Source organism: Streptomyces sp. TM32, assembly GCF_004122755.1.
Lineage (GTDB): Bacteria > Actinomycetota > Actinomycetes > Streptomycetales > Streptomycetaceae > Streptomyces > Streptomyces sioyaensis.
The window spans coordinates 66,693-88,742 of record NZ_SDIG01000007.1; the positions used below are offsets into that span (position 1 = coordinate 66,693).

Here is a 22,050-nt window from a genome sequence, read left to right on the forward strand (position 1 = left end):
GTGAGCCGCCGGTTCCCTGATCCGGGCCGAAGACAGGCAGTATGGGGGGCGTGACCCTCATCGATCATCTGCCGAACGACGCCGACCCCGATGCCCTCTTCGAAGCCTTTTCGGGTTGGGCCGAGCAGCAGGGCATCTCGCTCTACCCTGCCCAGGAGGAGGCGCTGATCGAGGTGGTCTCGGGGGCGAACGTCATCCTGTCCACCCCCACCGGCTCCGGTAAGAGCCTGGTGGCGGCCGGTGCGCACTTCACCGCCCTCGCCAACGATCAGGTCACCTTCTACACCGCGCCCATCAAGGCACTGGTCTCGGAGAAGTTCTTCGACCTGTGCAAGCTGTTCGGCACCGAGAACGTCGGCATGCTCACCGGCGACGCCTCGGTCAACGCCGACGCACCGGTCATCTGCTGCACCGCCGAGGTCCTCGCCTCGATAGCGCTGCGGGACGGCAAGGACGCGGACATCGGCCAGGTCGTGATGGACGAGTTCCATTTCTATGCGGAGCCGGACCGCGGCTGGGCCTGGCAGATTCCGCTGCTCGAACTGCCGCAGGCGCAGTTCGTTCTGATGTCGGCGACGCTCGGCGACATGTCGCGCTTCGAAGCGGATCTGACCCGGCGCACGGGGAAGCCGACGTCGCTGGTGCGCTCGGCGACGCGACCGGTGCCGCTGTCGTACGAGTACCGCACGACGGCAATGACCGAGACGCTCACCGAGCTGCTGGAGACCCGCCAGTCCCCCGTCTACATCGTGCACTTCACTCAGGCCGCCGCCGTGGAGCGGGCCCAGGCCCTGATGAGCATCAATATGTGTACGCGTGCCGAGAAGGACGAAATCGCGCAGCTCATCGGGAACTTCCGGTTCACCACGAAGTTCGGCCGGAACCTGTCGCGGTACGTCCGCCACGGCATCGGCGTGCACCACGCGGGGATGCTGCCGAAGTACCGCCGGCTCGTCGAAAAGCTCGCGCAGGCGGGCCTGTTGAAGGTCATCTGCGGTACGGACACTCTCGGCGTGGGCGTCAATGTCCCCATCCGTACGGTGCTGTTCACCGCGCTGACGAAGTACGACGGGTCGCGGGTGCGGACGCTGCGGGCGCGGGAGTTCCATCAGATCGCGGGCCGTGCCGGGCGGGCCGGTTTCGACACCGCGGGCTTCGTGGTCGCGCAGGCCCCCGAGCATGTCGTGGAGAACGAGAAGGCGCTGGCCAAGGCGGGCGACGACCCCAAGAAGCGCCGGAAGGTGGTGCGCAAGAAGGCGCCGGAGGGCTTCGTCAACTGGGGTGAGAACACCTTCGAGAAACTGATCGCGTCCGATCCGGAGCCGCTGACCTCGCGTTTCCGGGTGACGCACGCGATGCTGCTGTCCGTGATCGCGCGTCCTGGCAATGCGTTCGACGCGATGCGCAAGCTCCTTGAGGACAACCACGAGCCGCGCAAGAACCAGCTCCGGCACATCCGGCGGGCCATCGCCATCTACCGCTCGCTGCTGGACGGCGGGATCGTGGAGCGGCTGACGACGCCGGACGCGGAGGGCCGGATCGTCCGGCTGACCGTGGATCTGCAGCAGGACTTCGCGCTCAACCAGCCGCTGTCGACCTTCGCACTCGCCGCGTTCGACCTGCTCGACCCCGAGTCGCCGTCCTACGCGCTGGACATGGTCTCGGTCGTGGAGTCCACGCTGGACGATCCACGGCAGATCCTGGCCGCACAGCAGAACAAGGCCCGCGGCGAGGCGGTCGCCCAGATGAAGGCCGACGGCGTCGAATACGAAGAGCGCATGGAACGGCTCATGGACGTGGAGTACCCCAAGCCGCTGGAGGAGCTGCTCTTCCACGCCTACGGGCTCTACCGCAAGAGCCACCCGTGGGTCGGCGACCATCCGCTGTCGCCGAAGTCGGTCATCCGCGATATGTACGAACGCGCCATGACCTTCACGGAGTTCACGTCCTTCTACGAGCTGGCGCGCACCGAGGGAATCGTCCTGCGCTACCTGGCGAGTGCCTTCAAGGCGCTGGACCACACCGTGCCGGACGACCTGAAGTCCGAGGATTTCGAGGACATCATCGCCTGGCTGGGCGAGATGGTGCGGCAGGTCGACTCCAGTCTGCTGGACGAGTGGGAGCAGCTCGCCAACCCCGAGGAGGAGACGGCGGACCAGGCCGCGGAGCGGGCGGATCAGGTCCGGCCGGTCACCTCCAACGCGCGGGCGTTCCGGGTGCTGGTGCGCAATGCGCTGTTCCGGCGGGTGGAGCTGGCGGCGCTGGACAAGGTCGAGGAGCTCGGCGAGATGGATGCCGATTCCGGCTGGGACGCGGACGCCTGGGGCGAGGCGATGGACGCCTACTGGGATGAGTACGACGAGCTGGGCACCGGCCCGGATGCCCGTGGCCCTAAGCTCCTGCAGATCCAGGAGGATGCCGAGCACGGGCTGTGGAAGGTACGGCAGACTTTCGCCGACCCGAACGGCGATCACGACTGGGGTATCTCGGCGGAGGTCGATCTGGCCGCCTCCGACGAGGAAGGACGCGCGGTGGTGCGGGTCACGGATGTGGGTCAGTTGTGAGGCGACGGCCTCGACCGAGGCCGCCGAAGGATGCGACGGAGGTCCTCCGGTCATGAGCAATCCCGCCGACAGGCTGGTCGATCTGCTGGATCTCGAACAGATCGAGGTGAACATCTTCCGGGGCCGCAGCCCGCAGGAATCGCTGCAGCGGGTCTTCGGCGGGCAGGTCGCGGGACAGGCGCTGGTGGCTGCCGGGCGGACCACGGAAGGTGACCGCCCGGTCCACTCGCTCCACGCGTACTTTCTGCGGCCGGGCCGGCCCGGGGTGCCGATCGTGTACCAGGTCGAGCGGGTGCGGGACGGGCGGTCCTTCACCACCCGCCGGGTCGTCGCCGTCCAGCAGGGACGCACGATCTTCAATCTGACCGCCTCCTTTCACAAGCCGGAGCCCGGCTTCGATCACCAGTTGCCGCTGCGCCGGGCGGTGCCCGACCCGGAAGAGCTGCCCACGGTTGCGGAAGAGGTCCGCGAGCACCTGCTCGAACTGCCCGAGTCCCTGGAGCGAATGGCTCGCCGGATGCCGTTCGAGATCCGGTACGTCGACCGGCTGCGGTGGACCCCGGACGAGATCCAGGGCGCCGAGCCGCGCAGCGCGGTGTGGATGCGTGCGGTAGGGCCGCTGGGCGACGATCCGCTCGTCCACACCTGCGCGCTGACCTACGCCAGCGATATGACGCTGCTGGACGCGGTCCGCATCCCGATCGAGCCGCTCTGGGGGCCGCGCGGGTTCGACATGGCCTCGCTCGACCATGCGATGTGGTTTCACCGGCCGTTCCGCGCGGACGAGTGGTTCCTCTACGACCAGGAGTCGCCGATCGCCACCGGCGGCCGTGGTCTGGCCCGCGGACGGATCTATGACCGGGAGGGCAGGATGCTGGTCTCGGTCGTCCAGGAAGGGCTCTTTCGCCCTCTGTAGGGACGCGCAAGATCCATCCCAGGAGTGTTCAGGGCACGGTGGGACGTGTCCGACCGTCCCAGGAGGGGCTGTTCAGGAAGCTCGGCGGCTGACCCGGGCGGGTGGCGGAGGCCGTGGCGGCCGGGGTCCGCAGCCGTCCCGGGTCTTCCCGGCGCGCCCGCTCCAGGCCCCGGGAGAGGTTGACGCGGTACCACAACACCTCGTCGAACTCCTCCGCCGTCACCACCCGTTCAAAGGATTCCCGGGCGGCCGGGGTCACCGTGATCACGGACGCCAGGGTGGGCCGGAGCCGGCGCAGAAGGGACCGCTCCAGCGGATCCTCGGCCACCGAGGCCAGCTCCTCCGGCGGCAGCACCGCGGCGATCACCGCAGCCGATTCCCAGGGGTCATCGGTCTGCCCCATGAGCTGGGCGACCCGCCGACTGCGCCACTGGCGGGCCCGCCAGTCCTGTCCGCTGTCGAGCATCACCCGCATCGCCGCGGGTGTGTTGCCCCGCAGGAGTGCGGGTTCACGCTCGGCGAAGCCGGTGACCTCGGACGCGAGATAGAGCCAGACCACCGCGCCGTAGCGATTCACGTAGAACCGGACGGGGCCGAAGCAGCCGGCCCGGGTCAGCCGCATCACCCGGCCGGGCCCGATGCCCATCAGCGCGGCGGCCTCGGTCGTGCTGACCGCGCGGATCCGGTCGCGGAGGGCTTCCGGAAAGCCCGGCTCGGCCTGGAGTCGGGCGATCTCCTCCGCCGGGACCCGGCGCCGGCCGAGCGAGCCGGCCCCTCCCGGCCGGTCATCGCGCCCGACCGGGACCGTCCGTACTTCTCCGAGCTGGAGGGCGAGCTCGAACTCGCCGGTCCTCAGCTCCAGTTCGCGGGCCGCTCGCCCCGTCGTGAGCGTCTGCTGCCCGTCACACATCACTGTCATGTCGTTCCCCCGACACCTCGGTCGATCACTGACAGTGACGACCATAGCCGCAGGCGATGACAGTGGGTCAACCCCCGCCTCAGATCTGTGGATAACTCTCCGGCTGGCGGACCGCGACCCCCAGATGCTCCCCGACGCGATTGACCAGCAGCGTCATTTCGTAGGCGATCTGGCCCATGTCGGCCTCGGCGCCCGCCAGCACGCACAGGGCGCTGCCGTCGCCCGCCGCCGTCACGAACAGCACCCCGTCGTCGAACTCCACCATCGTCTGGCGCACCCGGCCGATGCCGAAGTGGAGCCCCGAGCCCTTCGCCAGGCTGTGCAGTCCCGAGGCGACCGCCGCGAGATGCTCGGCGTCCTCCCGCTGCAGTTGTTCGCTCGCCCCGGTCACCAGCCCGTCGTTGGAGAGCACCAACGCGTGCCGTACCTTCTCCACCCGCTTGGTCAGGTCGTCCAGCAGCCAGTCGAGTCCGCTGCTCAATGCCATTGCCGCTTCCTCCCCGTGTCCTCACCGCACTTCCGGCCGGACGGCAGCCCCGGTCCGTCCGCGGACTGCCCAGCCAGCCTGTCCCACCTCTGCCGTCTCGGCAAGCGGCCCACAGCCGGCGTGCCACGCGGCGCGTGTCCGCGCCCCATGGATGAGGATGTCCGCATGGCACACAAGATGACGAAGGACGAGTGGCAGAGGTTCCTTTCCGAGGGAACCCGTACCGGCAAGCTGGCGACCGTACGGGCCGACGGCAGCCCGCATGTCGCACCGGTGTGGTTCCTCATGGACGGTGACGAGTTGGTGTTCAACACCGGTGAGGACACGGTCAAGGGCCGCAACCTGGCTCGTGACGGCCGGGTCGCGCTGTGCGTCGACGACGACAGGCCGCCGTTTTCCTTCGCGGTCGTCCACGGGACCGCGGAGACCAGCAGCGAGCCGGCGGACCTGCGCCACTGGGCGACACGGATCGCGGCCCGTTACATGGGCGAGGACCGTGCGGAGGAGTACGGCGCTCGCAACGGCGTGCCCGGCGAACTGGTGGTACGGGTCAGGATCGACAAGGTCGTCGCGGTGGCAGCACTGGCCGACTGAGGGTGCGGGTGGCGCGGGCGTCCGGCGTCCGTGCCCTGCCCGCGCCCCCGGCGCCGGTCACCCCACCGGGTCCAGGACCCGGTCGGAGCGCCACCGCCCCGCGTGCTCGACGAGCCGGACCAGCACTTCCTTGCCGGAGTCGCGATCGCGTGCGTCGCAGAGCACGACCGGGGTCCCACGGTCCAGGTCCAGGGCGCGGGAGACCTCGTCGGCGCCGTAGGAATGCGACTGGGCAAAGCAGTTGACGGCGACCAGGAACGGGATCGAGCGGCGCTCGAAGTAGTCGACCGCCGGAAAGCAGTCCTCCAGGCGCCGGGTGTCGGCCAGCACCACGGCGCCCAGCGCGCCCTCCGACAGGTCGTCCCACAGGAAGCAGAAGCGGTCCTGTCCCGGGGTGCCGAAGAGGTAGAGGGACAGGCCCTGCCGGATGGTGATGCGGCCGAAGTCCATCGCCACCGTGGTGCTCTCCTTGAGGTCCACTCCCCCGGTGTCGTCCACGGTCTCGCCCGCCTCGGTGAGGCGTTCCTCCGTGCGCAGCGGGTGGATTTCGCTGACCGAGCCCACCAGGGTCGTCTTGCCGGCGCCGAAGCCGCCCGCGACTAAGACTTTCAGGGTCAACTCGGGGTCGAGGCCCGGGGCTGCGCCCTCCGGGGCCCCCTGTGCGCCGTTCATCGGCCGTCTCCTCCAGGTGCAAGGGTCCTGCGCGTCACGGGGTATACGGATCCACGGCTCGGCGAGAGGAGCCTTCGGCGGCAGAGCGCCGTCCGAAATCCATGGCGAGGACCGTACCGCCCGTTGACCGAGATGTCCGCGGATTCACCAAAGCCACCACGTCTTCCGATCAAGAAGCGCAACTGCCCTGATTTTCGTGGTAGCCGGCCGCCGCGGCACCCGCCCAAAGGCTCCGGGGCCACAACCCGCCGGCCGCGCCCGGCGTTCGTCCGCTGCGGCGCCGGCGGGTGCGAGATCATGCGTGCATGGCTCAGCAGCAATCGCAGGAGCGGCACGGTACACCCACCGCGGCGGCTCCGACAGGTGTCGCCGATGGCCGGGGCGTCGCTCCGTGGGCGGCGGTCCTCCTGGAGGTCCTGACCGTCGCGGGCACCCGGTACGCCTGTACAGTCGCCCCCGCCGACCGTCCCGCCCCCGGAGGAGCCCGGTGACCGACCACCACGCCGACCGGCCGCACGAGGTCCGGGCGTTCTTCGCCGCCCGCTCAGCCGGCTGGGACACCAAGTTCCCCGGCGACGGCCCCGCCTTCGCCGCCGGAGTCGCCGCATTGGGCCTCGAAGAGGGCGAGCGGGTCCTGGACGCTGGCTGCGGTACGGGGCGCGCGCTGTCCGCGCTGCGGGCGGCCGTGGGCCCGAACGGGACGGTGCTGGGCGCGGATCTGACGCCCGAGATGCTGCAGGCCGCCGTGCGGGCCGGGCGGGACCGTGACGCGGCGCTGGTGGTCGCGGACGTGACCCGGCTGCCGCTGCCGGACGCCGCGCTGGACGCGGTCTTCGCCTCCGGTCTGCTGTCCCATCTGCCGGACTCGGCGGGCGGCCTCACCGAATTCGCCAGGGTGGTCCGCCCAGGCGGCCGGCTGGCGCTCTTCCACCCCATCGGGCGGGCCGCCCTCGCCGCCCGCAAGGGCCGCCCGATCACCCCCGACGATCTGCGGGCGGAGCCGAATCTGCGGCCCCTCCTCGCCACCGCCGGCTGGGAGCTCATCCGGTACGAGGACGAGGACGCCCGCTATCTGGCGCTGGCCGTCCGGCAGGGATGAGCCTGGGCCCGGGGGCAAAGGCGCCGAGGGCGCCTCAGGTTGCCGCCGGGCCCTCCCCGTGCGGGACCGGGCAGCCGCCGGTGCGGCGGGCGGTGGGAAAGGTGCCGAGTTCGGCCACCCGGAAGCCGTTCGGATAGCCCTTGATCTCGGGATTCTGGCGGGCGTAGTGCGGGGTGCGGCGGGGCGGCAGCAGCCGCACGGCCCGGGCGCGCAGCTTCAGCGCCGTGCGGACCGTCTTGCGCACCGCCGGGGCCGGCCGTTCGTATCGGAACGCCTCCAGGAGCGTGTCGTCCAGGAGAGCCATGCTGGCGCCGCGCACCACCGGGGCGAGCGGGCCGTACCAGCCCGCCATCAGATCCAGCGTGGCATCCGACACCCGCCGGGCGCCCTCGTCCCAGCCGAAGTGCGCCGCCTCGTAGGCGTCGAGGCAGCGCTCGAACTCCTCGTAGGTCCGCGGGATGTCGGTGATGCCCATATGCCCGCCGAGGGTGCGGTAGTAGGCGGCGACGGCCTGCTGTTCGTGTGCGGTCAGCCGCCGCCAGCCGTACTCGTCGAGCCAGCGCTTGGGCACCACGACGAAGGTGCACAAGACGTAGCGCATGTCGTCATTGCTGATGTCGTAGCCGCGGTGCATCTGGTTGATGCGGCGGATCGCCGTCCGGCCCTCCGCACCGTCGAAGCCGTGCTCGACGACGGCGTCCAAGAGGAGGGCGGTGTCGTCATAGCGCTTTTGCGTACGGTCCGTCAGCTCCGCCGTCTCGGCCAGCAGCCGCCCGATGCTCGGCACGGCGTAGGTGCGGTAGAGCGCCAGCTCCAGGGCGCGGGTCAGGTCCCAGGGGAATTCGTGGGTCGCGATGATGCGGTAGATCCGCAGGCAATCGCGCTCCGGGTCGAGCCGCCGGATCTCCCGCAACCAGTCGTAGCGCCGCACCTGATATCCGTCCTTTCGGTTGCCGACGGGCCGATTTTAGTGCGGTGGAGGGGAGTTGAGGGGTTTGGCGGGCGCCGGATCGGGCCGTACGGTGGCCGGATTCCGGCGCGCCGGGCGGGCCTGGGCGGCGCGTCGTCGGAGCGCGTCGCACCATCGGGGCGGCGCCCCTTCGCGCGGCGCACCACGGCGCCACGGGGCGGCCACCAGGGCTGCCGCGAAGCCGGCGCCGCCTTACCCGCGGCCTGGTGGTCCGCCCGCGCGAGCCGCACACCGCGCCGGCAAAAACACATCCGCGCAGCGTACGGCTGGTGACAAGGCCCTGCCGGGCCAATTAGGGTGCGCCGACGTACTCCGCGACGGATTGGATGGGGGAGGCCCCGCGTGCCCACGACCGAGAGCGCCGACAACGACCAGTTGTTCGTGCTGACGGCGGTGCTGCTGACGCCCGCGCAGTTCCCGAGCGTGCTCGGCGACGACTACCCCGAGGTGTGTGCGGGTCTCGGCCTCGAACCGTACGCGGAGGGCTACGGACTGGTCCTCGGCCAGGACGGTGACGGCGCCCGCTGGACGGTGGCGACGGAGGATGTGTCGCTGGTGGCCTGTGCGATCGCGGCCTGGGACTGCGGGATGGAGTACGACCTCTCGCCCGGGGAGAGCAGCATCGTCGGAGCGCTTCCCGGATGGCCGCTCGCCCTCGCCGTCGCGGCGCCGGAAGTGCCGGCCCCGCACGATCCACCACCGCAGGAGGGCGACCCGGCGCCGCTGGCCCCACCGGACGCCGAGGCGTGGGGACCTGCGCAACGACGGCTCGGTGCGGACGAGATCGCCATGCAGTGGGCGGCGTGGCGCGAGCAGGTGGACAACGACGAGGCCTTCGCCGAGCCGGGCGACGAGGCGCACCAAGGGGTGCGGCGGGTGCTGGACGAGGCGCGCGCCTATGTGACCGATCCGCCGCCGCCCGGGCGGGTGCGGTCGTCGTTCGCAGCCGGTGAGGCGCGCACGCTGCGGGTCGACGGGCCCGGCTGGAGCATGGTCGCCCGCACCGATGACATTGCGTTCGTGCTGCTGGACGAGGAGCCGGGAGAGGTGCACCCGGTGGGCCGGGGGCCCGAACTGCCCGGTCTGCTCACGTCGCTGGACGAGCTGGCGGTACGGCCGGTCTGAGCTGGTCCGGCACCTCCGGGCCCCGGGCCCGGGCCGCGGGTCGGTCAGGGCGAGCGCCCCGGCAGGCCGCCTCCGGGGCACCGCCCACCGGCTGTCGCGTACCAGCCCTGCCGCTGGCCGTACGGGCCCTGCCGCTCGCCGTGCGGGCCCGTCACCGGCTGCCGGGGCGGCCCAACTGCCGCGAGGGCGCGGGGCCGCGCGCACGGGGCCGCTCGCTCAGCGGCCGATCTGCTTGCGGCCGACGCGGCGCAGCCGGCGCCGCTGGGAGGAGTCGAGCGTCAGATACGCGACGGCCGGGACCCCGACCATGACCAAGAGGGCCGCCCAGAAAGGCAGCAGCCACAGCAGGATCACTCCCACCGCGACCCCGCCGACCGCGACCTTCGCCTGTGTGGACATCCTTCACGCCCCTTCCGCGGCGCCTGCCGCGCTCTGTGTACTCCATTGAACGCCGATCGCGCGCCGCAGGTTCCATGCAACGGCGTGCGGTCGGGTACTCTCGGGCGCTTCAGGGGCCAGTAGTCAAATTTGAGGAGTCGCATCCCGTGACATCTCCCCCGGCGGTCACGCCCACTCAGCTCCGTGCGCTCGTCCACTGCGCCGCGGTCTTCCTCCCGTCGGATCCACCGCGGGAAGGGCGGGTCGCCTTCTGGCGTCACGACGGCGGCCTCCCGGAGGAGGAGGCCCCCGCGGACCGGGAAGGCGGCGGGGACGGACCGGCGGAGGAAGTGCTGACGGTGGCCCTGCCGGACCCGGACGCGGACGGCGGGGTGGCGCTGTGCGAGGTCCCGGCCCAGGTCCTGCCGGTCGCCGACGCCGTGCCGGTGCTCACCCGCGCGCGAGCGGCCCGGGCCACCCATCCGGCCGCCGCCTTCTGGGGCACCGCGTCCCTGCTGGCACTCCAGCTCGCGGCGCGCGGTCGGATCCTGCCCGGGCTGAGTCCCGCCGGGTACGACGCCTGGCGGCTGGGGCCACTCGACCCGGCGGACCTCGCCCGGCTGCGCGACCTCGCGGCCGCGATGCCGCCGTCCGCCCACGCCGTCCCGCTCCCCGGCACCGACCCGGTGGCGCTGCCGGATCCCGAGCGTCAGCTACGGGCGTTCCTCGACGCGGTGGCGGACGGACTGCCCCGCTCCCCCGCCGCCGCACTGATCACCGGAGCGCCGGCCTTCGCCGGGCCCGCCCCGCAGCACCTGCCCGAACAGCGCGCCTGGGCCGCGGACGTCGCCGCGGGGCAGGACGCGGGGGTACGGATCTCCCTGCGGGTGGCGGCACATGACGCGCGGAGCGGGGCGGGGTCCCCCTTCTCCTTCACCGCCGTCCTCCAGCTGCACAGCCGCACCGACCCCGCGCTGCGCGCGGACGCCGCCGAGGTGTGGGCGGGCGCCACACCGGCCGGGCAGGCCTTCGGGCCGCGCGCGCGGCGGGACACCCTGCTGACCTTGCGCCGTGCGGCCCAGGCCTGGGCGCCGCTCACCCCGTTGTTGTCCGCGGCGGTGCCCGATGCGCTGGACCTCGCCGACGAGGAGATCACCGAACTGCTCGGGCCGGCCGGCCGGGCGCTGGCCGCCGCCGACGTGCAGGTGCACTGGCCCGAGGGTCTGGTGAGCACGCTGACCAGCCGGGCCGTGGTCGGCTCGGCCGACGCGCAGGACGGTACCGGGGCGGCCGGGCCGGCGGGGCTGCCCTCCCTGCTGTCCGAGCGTTCCCTGCTGTCCTTCAGCTGGCGGTTCGCGGTGGGCGGCCGGGAGGTGGAGCGGGCCGAACTGGAACGGCTCGCCGAGGCGGGGCGGCCACTGGTGCGGCTGCACGACCGGTGGGTGCTGGTCGACCCGGAGGCGGTACGGGCCGCCCGGGACCGCCGGGACCGGGAGATCGCCCCGCTCGACGCGCTCGGCGCCGCGCTCACCGGCAGCGCCGAGGACAGCAACGGCGACCGGGTGGCGGTGACGGCGGCCGGCCCGCTCGCCCGGCTGCGCGACCTGCTCAGCGCCCAGGAGGGCGGCGACGCCGAGCCCGTCCGGCAGCCGGCGGCGCTCCGCGCCACGCTGCGCGACTACCAGGTGCGCGGGCTGGGCTGGCTGCACCGGATGACCTCGCTGGGGCTGGGCGCCTGTCTCGCCGACGACATGGGACTGGGGAAGACGATCACGCTCATCTCCCTTCATCTGCACCGCCAGAGCGACCCCGGCACCGCCGGTCCCACGCTCGTCGTCTGCCCCACTTCCCTGATGGGCAACTGGCAGCGGGAGATCGAGAAGTTCGCGCCGGGCACCCCCGTACGCCGCTTCCACGCCGGGCGGCGCAGCCTGGCCGGGCCGGCGGACGGCGAGATCGTGCTGACCACGTACGGGACGATGCGGCTCGACGCCGGGAAGCTGGCGGCCGTGGACTGGGGGCTGGTCGTCGCCGACGAGGCGCAGCACATCAAGAACCCTTCCTCCGCGACCGCCAAGGCCCTGCGGACCGTTCCGTCCCGGGCGCGGGTGGCGCTGACCGGTACGCCGGTGGAGAACAACCTGTCCGAGCTGTGGGCGATCCTGGACTGGACGACGCCCGGACTGCTGGGCCCGCTGGGCCGGTTCCGTACCCGCTATGCGCGGGTGGTCGAGGGCGGCGCCGCGGCGTCCCCCGAGGCGGCCGAGCGGCTCGCGCGGCTGGTGCGGCCGTTCCTGCTGCGCCGGCGCAAGTCCGATCCGGGGATCGCACCGGAGCTGCCGTCCAAGACGGAGACCGACCATGCGGTGGCGCTGACCACGGAACAGGCGGGACTGTACGAGGCCGTGGTGCGCGAGGGGCTCGACGAGATCGCCGGGACGGACGGATTCGCCCGGCGCGGCCTGGTGGTCAAGCTGCTCACCTCGCTCAAGCAGATCTGCAACCACCCCGCGCAGTACCTGAAGGAAGCCGGCCCCGGGGAAGACGGCCAGGTGGCGGGGGCAGTGCGGATCCGGGGACGGTCGGGGAAGGTGGAGCTGCTGGACGAACTGCTGGACGCCATCCTGGCCGAGGGCGCCGGCGTCCTGGTGTTCACGCAGTATGTGCGGATGGCGCGGCTGCTGGCGGCCCATCTGGCGGGGCGCGGGGTGGCCACGCAGTTCCTGCACGGCGGGACGCCGGTGGCCCGCCGGGAGGAGCTGGTGCGCCGCTTCCAGGAGGGCGCGGCACCGGTGTTCCTGCTCTCGCTGAAGGCGGCGGGCACCGGCCTGAACCTCACCAGGGCCTCGCACGTCGTGCACTTCGACCGCTGGTGGAACCCGGCCGTCGAGGCGCAGGCCACCGATCGCGCGTACCGCATCGGGCAGACCCGGCCGGTGCAGGTCCACCGGATCGTCACGGAGGGCACGATCGAGGACCGGATCGCCGACATGCTCTGCCGTAAGCAGCAGTTGGCCGACGCGGTGCTGGGGTCCGGCGAGGCCGCACTGACCGAACTCACCGACGCCGAGCTGGCGGACCTGGTCGCACTGCGGGGGAACGAACGATGACCGTGCACGGGGACGGGGGATCGATGCCGCGGTACGAGAGGGAAACCGGCGCCGCCGAGCGGACGTTCGGCGCACTGCCGGTGGCGCGGGGGCGCGCCTTCGCCAGGAGCTGGTGGGGGCAGGCGTGGCTCAAGGCGCTGGAGGACACCGCGCTGGACGGGGCGCAGCTCGCGCTGGGACGGCGCTACGCGCGGGCGGGTGCGGTCGGCGCGGTGTCGGTGCGGCCCGGCCGGATCACCGCGGTCGTCCAGGACCGCGACCACACACGGCACCGCTCCGACGTGCTGGTGCAGCAGCTGAGCGGGGTGCACTGGGAGCGCCTTGCGGACCTGGTCGCGGGCCGGGCCGGGCATCTCGCGGCGCTGCTGGACCACGACCTGCCGCCCGTCCTGGTCGAGGACGCGAGTGCCGCCGGGATCGAACTCCTGCCGGGCATCGGCGACCTGGAGCCCGAGTGCAGCTGCGGCGCCTGGGACCACTGCGCGCATACGGCCGCGCTCTGCTATCAGCTGGCGCGGCTGCTGGACCAGGACCCGTTCGTCCTGCTGCTGTTGCGCGGCCGGGGCGAGCGGGAACTGCTCGACGCGGTGCAGGCGCGCGGCGGCGCGCGGGCCGCGATACCGGTCGGCGCGGCGGCGGAACGGCCGGACGCGGGGGTGCCGGCGGCCGAGGCGTATGCGGCGGGTGACATCCTGCCGCCGCTCGTGGCACCGCCGCCGGTCGACGCGCCGGGTCCCCCGCCGGTGCTCGGCGGCGGCACCCCGCCCGCGCCCGGAGTGGACGTGGCCGCGCTGGAGTTCCTGATCGGGGACGCGGCGGCGCGTGCCCAGGGGATGCTGACGGACGCCCTCTCCCCCTGGCATCCGGACAGTCCGATCCTGCCCGCCCTGACGCCCGCCCAGGATGCCGTGCGGCTGGCGGCGGCCGGTCCCGGGGCGGCCCGCTCGGCGCGGCTGGCGGCCGGGTCGGGGCGGGACGCGGCGGGTCTGGCGGCGGCCGTACGGGCCTGGGAGCTGGGAGGTACGGCCGGGCTCGCGGCCCTGGAGGAGGAGTGGACGCCGGAGCCGGAGGTACTGGCCCGGACGGCCGGCCGGCTCGCGCCCGCCGTGGAGGACGGCGCGGCCCGGCCACCACTGCGGGCGTCCGGCAACCGCTGGACGGCGGACGGCGGTACGGCCCAGATCCGCTACGGGCGGGACGGCCGCTGGTGGCCGTTTCGCAGGGAAGGCGGTCAGTGGGTACCCGCGGGGCCGGCCGCGGACGATCCGGCGGCCGCGTGGGCGGTGTTGTCGGTAGAGGGCTGAGCGGACCCCGGGGGCAGGGAGGACGGCTCAGCTCGCGGCCCGGTCGAATCCTCCCCATCCTGCTGCGCCGTGCGGCCGCTCATGATTCGCTGAACTGATCCCCCACCGCCCGGCACGTCGCCCGCAGCAGGAGGACCAGTGACCGGCACCTCGCCGCACGACACGTCGCCCGCAGCCGCACCCCGGACCGCCGCCGAGGCGGACGGCGCACCGCCCCGCCCCGGCGCCCCCGAGCACTCCCCGCCCCCGTACTACGAGGACCGCGCACCGGGCAGCGGGGTCCTGCCGCCCCGCGCCTGGTACGCGGGATCGGACGCCGCCCGGCTCTCGCTGCACGGCACCTGGCGGTTCCGGCTCTCGGCGGGCGCCACCGCCGAGGACGACTCGTTCGCCCGGCCGGACTTCGACGACGCGCAGTGGCAGGACCTGCGGGTGCCCGGCCACTGGGTGCTCCAGGGGCGCTCCGCCGCCGACGGCCCCTTCGAGGGCAGCGGGGCGCGGCCGAACGGCGCGCCCGTCTACACCAACACCGCCTACCCCTTCCCGGTCGATCCGCCACGGGTGCCGGACGAGAACCCGACGGGCGATCACCGGCGGGTCTTCGATCTGCCGGAGGGGTGGGGCGAGGGGCCCGCCGTGCTGCACTTCGCCGGGGTGGAGTCCTGTGCCCGGGTCTGGCTCAACGGGCAGGACCTGGGCCACTTCAAGGGCAGCCGGCTGCCGCACGAATTCGAGGTGGGGCAGCTGCTGCGGCCGCGCCGCAATGTGCTGGCGGTGCGGGTCCACCAGTGGTCGTCGGGCAGCTACCTGGAGGACCAGGACCAGTGGTGGCTGCCCGGCATCTTCCGGAACGTCACGCTGCACCGGCGTCCGGAGGGCTCGGTCGCCGACCACTTCGTCCACGCCGGGTTCGACCACCGCACCGGCCACGGCACCCTGCGGGTGGAGTGCACTCCGGCCGGCCGGGTGCATGTCCCGGCACTCGGCCTCGACCTGCCGACCGGGGAGCACGCGACGGTGCCGGTGCGCCCCTGGACGGCGGAGGACCCGCATCTCTACGACGGGGAACTGGTCACCCCCGGCGAGCGGATCCCGCTGCGGATCGGGTTCCGCACGGTCCGCGTCGAGGACGGGCTGCTGAAGGTCAACGGCCGCCGGATCCTGCTGCGCGGCGTCAACCGCCACGAGTTCCATCCGCGTCACGGGCGCGCCCTCGACCCCGAGACGATGCGCGGCGATCTGCTGCTGATGAAGCGGCACCACATCAACGCGGTGCGCACCAGCCACTATCCGCCGGACCCCGCCTTCCTCGACCTGTGCGACGAGCTGGGGCTGTGGGTCGTCGAGGAGTGCGATCTGGAGACGCACGGGTTCGCCCAGCAGGGCTGGCGGGACAATCCGGTCGACGACCCGCGCTGGGAGCCGGCGCTGCTCGACCGGGCCCGGCGGATGGTCGAGCGGGACAAGAACCACCCCAGCATCGTGCTGTGGTCGCTGGGCAACGAGTGCGGCACGGGACGCGGGCTGTCCGCCATGGCCGCCTGGATGCGGGAGCGCGACCCGTCCCGCCCCCTGCACTACGAGGGCGACCCGAGCTGCGCCGACACCGATGTCTACTCCCGGATGTATGCCGACCACGCCGAGGTGGCACGCATCGGGCAGCGCGCCGAGGAGCCGCTGCCCGACCCGGAGCTGGACGCCCGCCGTCGGCACCTGCCCTTCCTCCTCTGTGAGTACGCGCATGCCATGGGCAACGGTCCGGGCGGGCTGAGCGAGTACCAGCGGCTGTTCGAGCGGTACCCGCGCTGCCAGGGCGGCTTCGTCTGGGAGTGGATCGATCACGGGCTGCGGCAGCGGACGCCCGCGGGTGAGCTCTTTTATGCCTACGGCGGCGACTTCGGCGAAGAGGTGCACGACGGGAACTTCGTCTGCGACGGGCTGGTCTTCCCCGACCGGGTGCCCTCGCCGGGCCTGCTGGAGTTCGCGAAGGTCATCGAACCGGTGCGGATCGAGGCCGAGACCGACGACGAGGGCCACCCGGGCGCGGTCCGGTTCACCAACCGCTACGACTTCGCCGGCCTCGGTCATCTCCGCTTCCGCTGGATCTACGAGGTGGCGGGCGAGCTGCGCGGGCACGGCCGGCTGGACGTACCGCCGCTGGCGCCCGGTGCCTGGGCGACGGTCCCGCTGCCGACGCCGCCGGTCGAGCCGGGCGACGACGGGGAGGCGCTGTGGACGGTGACGGCGGTGCTGGACGAGGACACCGCCTGGGCACCGGCCGGGCACGAGGTCGCCTGGGGGCAGCTGCCGGCCGGCCCGCGCCCCGCCGCCTCCTGGACGGCCACCGCCACCCCACGCCGCGGTGAAGGCAATGTGATCGTCCTGGGCCCGGGAACCTTCGACGCCGCCACGGGGACGCTCGGCTATCTGGACGGCTTCCGGATCGGCGGCCCCCGGCTGGACGTCTGGCGGGCGCCGACCGACAACGACGAGGCCGCGCCCTGGCAGCCGGGGCCGCGGCCGGCCACCGAGTGGCGGCGGATCGGGCTGCACCGGATGCGGCATCGCGTCGATGCCGTGGAGACCGGTGCGGACGCCGTGCGGGTACGGACCCGGATCGCCCCGGCCGGCTCGCCGCTCGCGCTGTGGGCGGTCTACCACTGGACGGCCCAAGGCGACCGGCTGCGGCTGGAGTTGAGCGTCGAACCGGAGGGCGACTGGCCGGTTCCGCTGCCGCGGCTCGGGGTGCGGATGCTGGTGTGCGGCAGCCTGGGGCGCGCCGAGTGGTTCGGCGGTGGGCCCGGCGAGGGCTATCCCGACACCCGGGCCGCCGCCCGCGTCGGCCGCTGGTCGATGCCGGTGGAGGCGCTGCAGACGCCGTATGTGCGGCCGCAGGAGAACGGTGCGCGGCCGGGGGTGCGCTGGGCGGAGCTGACCCGTACGGACGGCTCGGGCCTGCGGATCGAGGGCGACCCGGACTTCTTCTTCACCGCCCGCCGCTGGTCGGCCGAGGAGCTGACGGCGGCCCGCCACACCACGGACCTGCGGCCCGGCGAGGACCTGTGGCTCCATCTCGACCATGCGCAGCACGGGATCGGCAGCCAGTCGTGCGGGCCGGGGGTGCTGCCGCGGCACCGGCTGGAGGTGGCCCCGGCGCGGTTCTCGTTCGTGTTCTCGTCGCTGCGCTGAGCCGCCCCCGGGCGCGCGGGCTGCCGCCCGGGGGCACTGTCAGCGGGCGGCACTACGCTCATGACGAGGGGCGCACACCGCACGCGTCCGGACCGCACCGGGAGGCTTCGCACCATGGTCAGCACGTCCCCGCCGCTCACCGAGGCCCTCGCCGCGGGCCCGGTCGTCCTCGACGGGGGGCTGTCGAACCAACTGGAGGCCGCCGGGCACGACCTGAGCGACGCGCTGTGGTCGGCCCGGCTGCTGGCCGACGAGCCGGCGGCCGTGGTGCGGGCGCATCAGGCGTACTACGAGGCCGGGGCCCAGGTCGCGATCACCGCCAGCTACCAGGCGACGTTCGAGGGCTTCGCGCGCCGCGGCCTCGGCGCCGAGCGGGCCGCGGAGCTACTGGGCCGCAGCGTGGAGCTGGCCCGCGAGGCGGCCGGGCGGGCGCGGGCCGGCGGGGCTGCCGGGCCGCTGTATGTGGCCGCCTCGGCGGGGCCGTACGGGGCGATGCTGGCGGACGGTTCCGAATACCGCGGCCGCTACGGCCTGTCGGTGGCGGCGCTGGAGCGTTTCCACCGGCCGCGCCTGGAGGTGCTGGCCGCGGCGCGGCCCGACGTGCTGGCGCTGGAGACGGTGCCGGACGCCGAGGAGGCCCGGGCGCTGCTGCGCGCGGTGCGCGGACTGGGGGTGCCGGCCTATCTGTCGTACAGCGTCGCGGGCGGGTGCACCCGTGCCGGGCAGCCGCTGGCGGAGGCGTTCGCGGTGGCGGCGGACGCCGACGAGGTGATCGCGGTGGGGGTGAACTGCTGCGCGCCGGACGATGCGGACCGGGCCGTACGGCTGGCGGCGCAGATCACCGGCAAGCCGGTGGTGGTCTACCCCAACAGCGGGGAGAGCTGGGACGCCGCGGCGCGGGCCTGGTGCGGCAGTGCGGCGTTCGACGCGGACCGGGTCGCCGCCTGGGCCGCGGACGGCGCCCGGCTCATCGGCGGCTGCTGCCGGGTGGGGCCGGACGCCATCGCCGCCGTGGCGGCCGCACTGGGCCGCTGACGGGGCGCCCGGGGAGGCGGGGGCGCGGGGCCCGGTTGCGGGCCGAAGGCGTTACACAGACGCAACCGACGGGGCGGCGACAGCGCACCGAGCCGGTGGCAGGATGCAGGCCACATCGCAGCACGCACGGCTTGGTTGATCTGCATCACGCCTTGGAGGACCCGTGTCCGCTCGCTCCGCGTCGTCTGTCATAGCCGTTGTTGCTGCCATCGCCGTAGTGGCGGGGTGCAGCAGCACCAAGTCCGACGGGAAGAAGGGGGCCGGCGGACTGGAGCTGGTGTCCCCCGGAACGCTGAAGACCTGCACCCACCTTCCGTACGCACCGTTCCAGGTGAAGAAGAACGGCAAGATCGTCGGGTTCGATGTGGATCTGGTCGACCTCGTCGCCAAGGATCTGGGCATCAAGCAGGAGATCGTCAACACCCCCTTCGAAGGCATCGAGACCGGCCAGGACTTCACCATCCGCAAATGCGATCTGGCCGCCGCCGGCATGACCATCACGCCGGCGCGCGACAAGGTGATGGACTTCTCCGACCCCTACTTCAATGCCACCCAGGCGCTGTTGACGAAGAAGGGCAAGCCCTACAAGAAGGTCGAGGACCTCAAGGGCAAGAAGCTCGGCTATCAGAAGGCCACCACCGGCGGCATCTACGCCAAGGACCACGGCAAGGGCGTCGAACTCGTCGAGTTCGAGGATCTGGGGCTGCTGCTGACCGCCGTGAAGTCCGGTCAGGTCGACGCCGGCATCAATGACAACGGCGTGCTCTTCGACTATGTGAAGCAGAATCCCGACACGGCGGTGAACGCGGAGTTCAATACCGGCGAGCACTACGGAATCGGCGTGCGCACCGGGAACGACGTCCTGCGCAAGAAGATCAACGAGGTCATCAAGAAGGCGAAATCCGACGGGACGTACGACCGGATCTACAAGAAGTGGTTCGGCACCACCCCGCAGAGCTGAGGCCGGCCACCATGTCCGTGTCCAAACGACAGCGCGCGCGGATCATCCGCGGCGTGCAGTACGGCGTCCTGGTCGTCGCCGTGGTGGTCTTCGCGCTGGTCGCCGACTGGCACCAGCTGCGGATGGCGTTCTTCGACGTCGAGGTCGCCAAGGCGCTTTTTCCCGAGATCATCACCACGGCACTGGTCAATACGGTCCTCTACACCCTGCTCGGCTTCGGCTTCGGCCTCGCCCTCGGTCTGGTGCTCGCGCTGATGCGACTGTCCTCGGTGCCGCCCTACCGCTGGATCGCCGTCACGTATATCGAATTCTTCCGCGGGATCCCCTGTCTGCTGGTGTTCATCGCGCTCGGTTTCGGTGTGCCGCTGGCCTTCGAGGTCGCGCTCGACATGAACGTCACGGTGATGCTGTCGCTCGGACTGGTGGGCGCGGCGTACATGGCCGAGACCATCCGGGCCGGAATTCAGGCGGTCCCCAAGGGACAAACGGAGGCGGCGCGTTCGCTGGGAATGTCGCACGGGCGGGCGATGGTCTCCATCGTCATTCCGCAGGCGTTCCGTATCGTGCTGCCGCCGCTGACCAATGAACTGATCCTGCTCACCAAGGATTCCTCGCTGGTGTATCTGCTGGGGCTGTCCCTCACCCAGTTCGAACTGGCCAACTTCGGCCGGGACGCGCTCAATGAGCACAAGAGCCTGACCCCGATCCTGATCGCCGGGCTGCTCTATCTCGTGATCACCCTCCCGCTCGGCCAGCTGGTCCGGCGCCTGGAGGCCCGTACGGCGAAGGCCAGGTGAGTGACGTGACGGCGGAGACGACGGCACCGGACACGGCGGATCCGAAGGCCATCGAGGTGGCGGGGCTGCGCAAGTCGTTCGGGGAGCTGGAGGTGCTGCGCGGGATCGACTTCTCGGTGGCGCGCGGGGAGGTGGTGTGTGTCATCGGGCCGTCGGGGTCGGGGAAGTCGACCCTGCTGCGCTGTGTGAATCTCCTGGAGGAGCCGAGCGCGGGCCGGGTGACGGTGGCCGGGACCGAGGTCACCGACCCGGACGTGGACATCGACCGGGTCCGGCGGCGCATCGGAATGGTCTTCCAGGCCTTCAATCTCTTTCCGCATCTGAACGCCTTGGACAATCTGACGATCGCGCAGCGGCGGGTGCTCGGCCGCGACCGCGCCGAGGCGGAGCGGATCGCCCGTGCCAACCTCGAACGGGTGGGGCTCAGCGACAAGGCGGCGGCCTATCCGGCGCAGCTGTCGGGCGGCCAGCAGCAGCGGGTGGCCATCGCCCGAGCGCTGTCCATGGACCCGGAGCTGATGCTCTTCGACGAGCCGACCTCGGCACTCGACCCGGAGCTGGTCGGCGATGTGCTGGCGGTGATGCGGGCGCTGGCGCAGGACGGTATGACGATGCTCGTCGTCACGCACGAGATGAGCTTCGCCCGGGAGGTGGCCGACCGTGTCGTGTTCATGGACGGTGGGGTGATCGTCGAGGAGGGCACCCCGGAGCAGGTGGTGGGCGCCCCGCAGCACGAGCGGACCCGGACCTTTCTGGCGCGGGTGCTCGATCCGGCGGCCGCGGAGGTCGGGGAGGTCGTGGACAGCGGCGCGGCGGGAAAGCGCGTCGACCGCTGACCGGCCGGGGCCGGTCCGGGGGCCCGGAGGTGGCGGGTTCGGCCGCGGTGCCGTGCCTGAAATGCCCGCCCTGTGGGCATCGTTGGCGACAGGCAGCCAGCCACCCCTACGGGCGGAGGTTCTCCCGTGTTCATCGACCTGCCCCTGGACGAGCTCCACGCCTATCGCCCGCCGCTTCCCGAACCGCCCGGCTTCGACGCCTTCTGGCGGCGCACCCTCGACGAGGCCCGTACCCACGACCTCGACGCCCGCTTTGCCGAGGTCGATACCGGGCTCGCCCTCCTCAGCTGCTACGACGCCGAGTTCGCCGGCTTCGGCGGGCACCGTATCCGCGGCTGGTTCCTGCTGCCGCGCGCGGCCGCCGGGCCGCTGCCGTGCGTCGTGCAGTACCTCGGCTACGGCGGCGGGCGGCTGCTGCCGCACGACTGGCTGCTGTGGCCGTCCGCCGGGTACGCCACGCTGGTCATGGACGCCCGCGGCCAGAGCGGCCCCAACCGCCCCGGGGACACCCCCGATCCGGTGGGTTACGGCAACCCGGGCGTCCCCGGCAAGCTCACCCAGGGCCTGCTCGATCCCGACGACTACTACTACCGGCGGCTGTACACCGACGCCGTACGAGCCGTGGAGGCGGCGCGGGACCATGACGCGGTGGACGCCGAGCGGATCGTGGTCGCCGGCCACAGCCAGGGCGGCGCACTGGCCCTGGCGATGACCGGGCTGGTCCCCGGGCTGGCGGGCGCGCTGATCGATGTGCCGTTCCTGACGCACATCCGGCGGGCGATCGAGGTCACGGACGCGGGCCCGTACGGCGAACTCACCCGCTACTTCGCCGGCGCCCGCGGCCACATCGATACCGCCCTGCGCACCCTGGACCACTTCGACGGCCTGAACTTCGCCGTCCGCGCCACCGCCCCGGCGCTGTTCGGCACGGCGCTGCGCGACGCGGTGGTGCCGCCGTCCACCGGCTTCGCCGCGTACCACCACTACGCGGGCGAGAAGGAACTGGAGGTGTGGCGGTTCAACGCCCACGAGAGCGGCGGCGGAGAACAGCGGGCGGCGGAGCTCTCGTTCGTACGGGGGGTGGTGGGGTGAGG

The 22,050-nt window shown here is 72.5% G+C and carries 18 protein-coding genes; 13 read left to right on the plus strand and 5 right to left on the minus strand.

The genetic code is table 11. The annotated features are described in order from the left end of the window. Window positions 1-50: 50 nt before the first annotated feature. Window positions 51-2,564 (plus strand): DEAD/DEAH box helicase, encoded by a 2,514-nt coding sequence (locus tag EST92_RS03215; protein ID WP_129250872.1) that lies wholly within the window; start codon window positions 51-53, stop codon window positions 2,562-2,564. Window positions 2,565-2,616: 52 nt separating this feature from the next. Further along, window positions 2,617-3,480, plus strand: a complete 864-nt coding sequence (locus EST92_RS03220) for an acyl-CoA thioesterase II (protein WP_129279439.1) — start codon at window positions 2,617-2,619, stop codon at window positions 3,478-3,480. A gap of 28 nt (window positions 3,481-3,508) precedes the next feature. Here EST92_RS03220 and EST92_RS03225 read toward each other — a convergent pair whose 3' ends face one another. Then, window positions 3,509-4,399, minus strand: a complete 891-nt coding sequence (locus EST92_RS03225; RefSeq protein ID WP_254068461.1) for a DUF6397 family protein — start codon at window positions 4,397-4,399, stop codon at window positions 3,509-3,511. Window positions 4,400-4,478: 79 nt separating this feature from the next. Then, window positions 4,479-4,886, minus strand: a complete 408-nt coding sequence (locus EST92_RS03230; protein ID WP_129279440.1) for a roadblock/LC7 domain-containing protein — start codon at window positions 4,884-4,886, stop codon at window positions 4,479-4,481. A gap of 165 nt (window positions 4,887-5,051) precedes the next feature. Here EST92_RS03230 and EST92_RS03235 point away from each other — a divergent pair, with 165 nt between their 5' ends. Further along, window positions 5,052-5,480, plus strand: a complete 429-nt coding sequence (locus tag EST92_RS03235) for a PPOX class F420-dependent oxidoreductase (protein WP_129250875.1) — start codon at window positions 5,052-5,054, stop codon at window positions 5,478-5,480. Between the two features lie 57 nt (window positions 5,481-5,537). On the opposite strand, the gene EST92_RS03240 is transcribed toward EST92_RS03235, so the two are convergent. After that, the gene (locus EST92_RS03240) at window positions 5,538-6,152 is read right to left on the minus strand and encodes an ATP/GTP-binding protein (RefSeq protein ID WP_129279441.1); all 615 of its coding nucleotides are present in this window, start codon (window positions 6,150-6,152) and stop codon (window positions 5,538-5,540) included. Window positions 6,153-6,639: 487 nt separating this feature from the next. Between EST92_RS03240 and EST92_RS03245 the strand changes: the two genes are divergently transcribed. Further along, complete coding sequence (locus tag EST92_RS03245; protein ID WP_129279442.1) at window positions 6,640-7,251, plus strand: class I SAM-dependent methyltransferase; 612 nt, start codon at window positions 6,640-6,642, stop codon at window positions 7,249-7,251. A gap of 34 nt (window positions 7,252-7,285) precedes the next feature. On the opposite strand, the gene EST92_RS03250 is transcribed toward EST92_RS03245, so the two are convergent. Next, window positions 7,286-8,182 (minus strand): oxygenase MpaB family protein, encoded by an 897-nt coding sequence (locus EST92_RS03250; protein WP_129279443.1) that lies wholly within the window; start codon window positions 8,180-8,182, stop codon window positions 7,286-7,288. A 381-nt stretch (window positions 8,183-8,563) separates the two neighbouring features. Here EST92_RS03250 and EST92_RS03255 point away from each other — a divergent pair, with 381 nt between their 5' ends. Next, complete coding sequence (locus tag EST92_RS03255) at window positions 8,564-9,346, plus strand: hypothetical protein (protein WP_129279444.1); 783 nt, start codon at window positions 8,564-8,566, stop codon at window positions 9,344-9,346. Window positions 9,347-9,562: 216 nt separating this feature from the next. Here the strand turns inward: EST92_RS03255 and EST92_RS03260 are convergent, their stop codons facing one another. Further along, complete coding sequence (locus EST92_RS03260; protein ID WP_129250881.1) at window positions 9,563-9,745, minus strand: hypothetical protein; 183 nt, start codon at window positions 9,743-9,745, stop codon at window positions 9,563-9,565. 146 nt (window positions 9,746-9,891) lie between these two features. Between EST92_RS03260 and EST92_RS03265 the strand changes: the two genes are divergently transcribed. The 8 genes from EST92_RS03265 (at window position 9,892) to EST92_RS03300 (ending at window position 22,048) form a co-directional block, all read left to right on the plus strand. After that, window positions 9,892-12,834 (plus strand): DEAD/DEAH box helicase, encoded by a 2,943-nt coding sequence (locus tag EST92_RS03265; RefSeq protein ID WP_129279445.1) that lies wholly within the window; start codon window positions 9,892-9,894, stop codon window positions 12,832-12,834. Next, entirely contained in the window at window positions 12,831-14,138 is a 1,308-nt protein-coding gene (locus tag EST92_RS03270; RefSeq protein WP_129279446.1) for an SWF or SNF family helicase, read from the plus strand. The genes EST92_RS03265 and EST92_RS03270 overlap by 4 nt, the downstream gene beginning before the upstream one ends. A gap of 138 nt (window positions 14,139-14,276) precedes the next feature. Then, window positions 14,277-17,327: a glycoside hydrolase family 2 TIM barrel-domain containing protein gene (locus EST92_RS03275; RefSeq protein WP_129279447.1), complete on the plus strand. Its 3,051-nt coding sequence runs from the start codon at window positions 14,277-14,279 to the stop codon at window positions 17,325-17,327. Between the two features lie 114 nt (window positions 17,328-17,441). Next, on the plus strand, window positions 17,442-18,362 hold the full coding sequence (gene mmuM / locus EST92_RS03280) for a homocysteine S-methyltransferase (RefSeq protein WP_129279448.1): 921 nt from the start codon (window positions 17,442-17,444) through the stop codon (window positions 18,360-18,362). A gap of 163 nt (window positions 18,363-18,525) precedes the next feature. Beyond that, the gene (locus EST92_RS03285; protein ID WP_174243913.1) at window positions 18,526-19,323 is read left to right on the plus strand and encodes an ABC transporter substrate-binding protein; all 798 of its coding nucleotides are present in this window, start codon (window positions 18,526-18,528) and stop codon (window positions 19,321-19,323) included. Window positions 19,324-19,334: 11 nt separating this feature from the next. Next, window positions 19,335-20,120: an amino acid ABC transporter permease gene (locus EST92_RS03290; protein ID WP_040897895.1), complete on the plus strand. Its 786-nt coding sequence runs from the start codon at window positions 19,335-19,337 to the stop codon at window positions 20,118-20,120. Between the two features lie 5 nt (window positions 20,121-20,125). Further along, the gene (locus EST92_RS03295) at window positions 20,126-20,956 is read left to right on the plus strand and encodes an amino acid ABC transporter ATP-binding protein (RefSeq protein ID WP_129279449.1); all 831 of its coding nucleotides are present in this window, start codon (window positions 20,126-20,128) and stop codon (window positions 20,954-20,956) included. 126 nt (window positions 20,957-21,082) lie between these two features. Further along, window positions 21,083-22,048 (plus strand): acetylxylan esterase, encoded by a 966-nt coding sequence (locus EST92_RS03300; protein WP_129279450.1) that lies wholly within the window; start codon window positions 21,083-21,085, stop codon window positions 22,046-22,048. Window positions 22,049-22,050 lie beyond the last annotated feature (2 nt).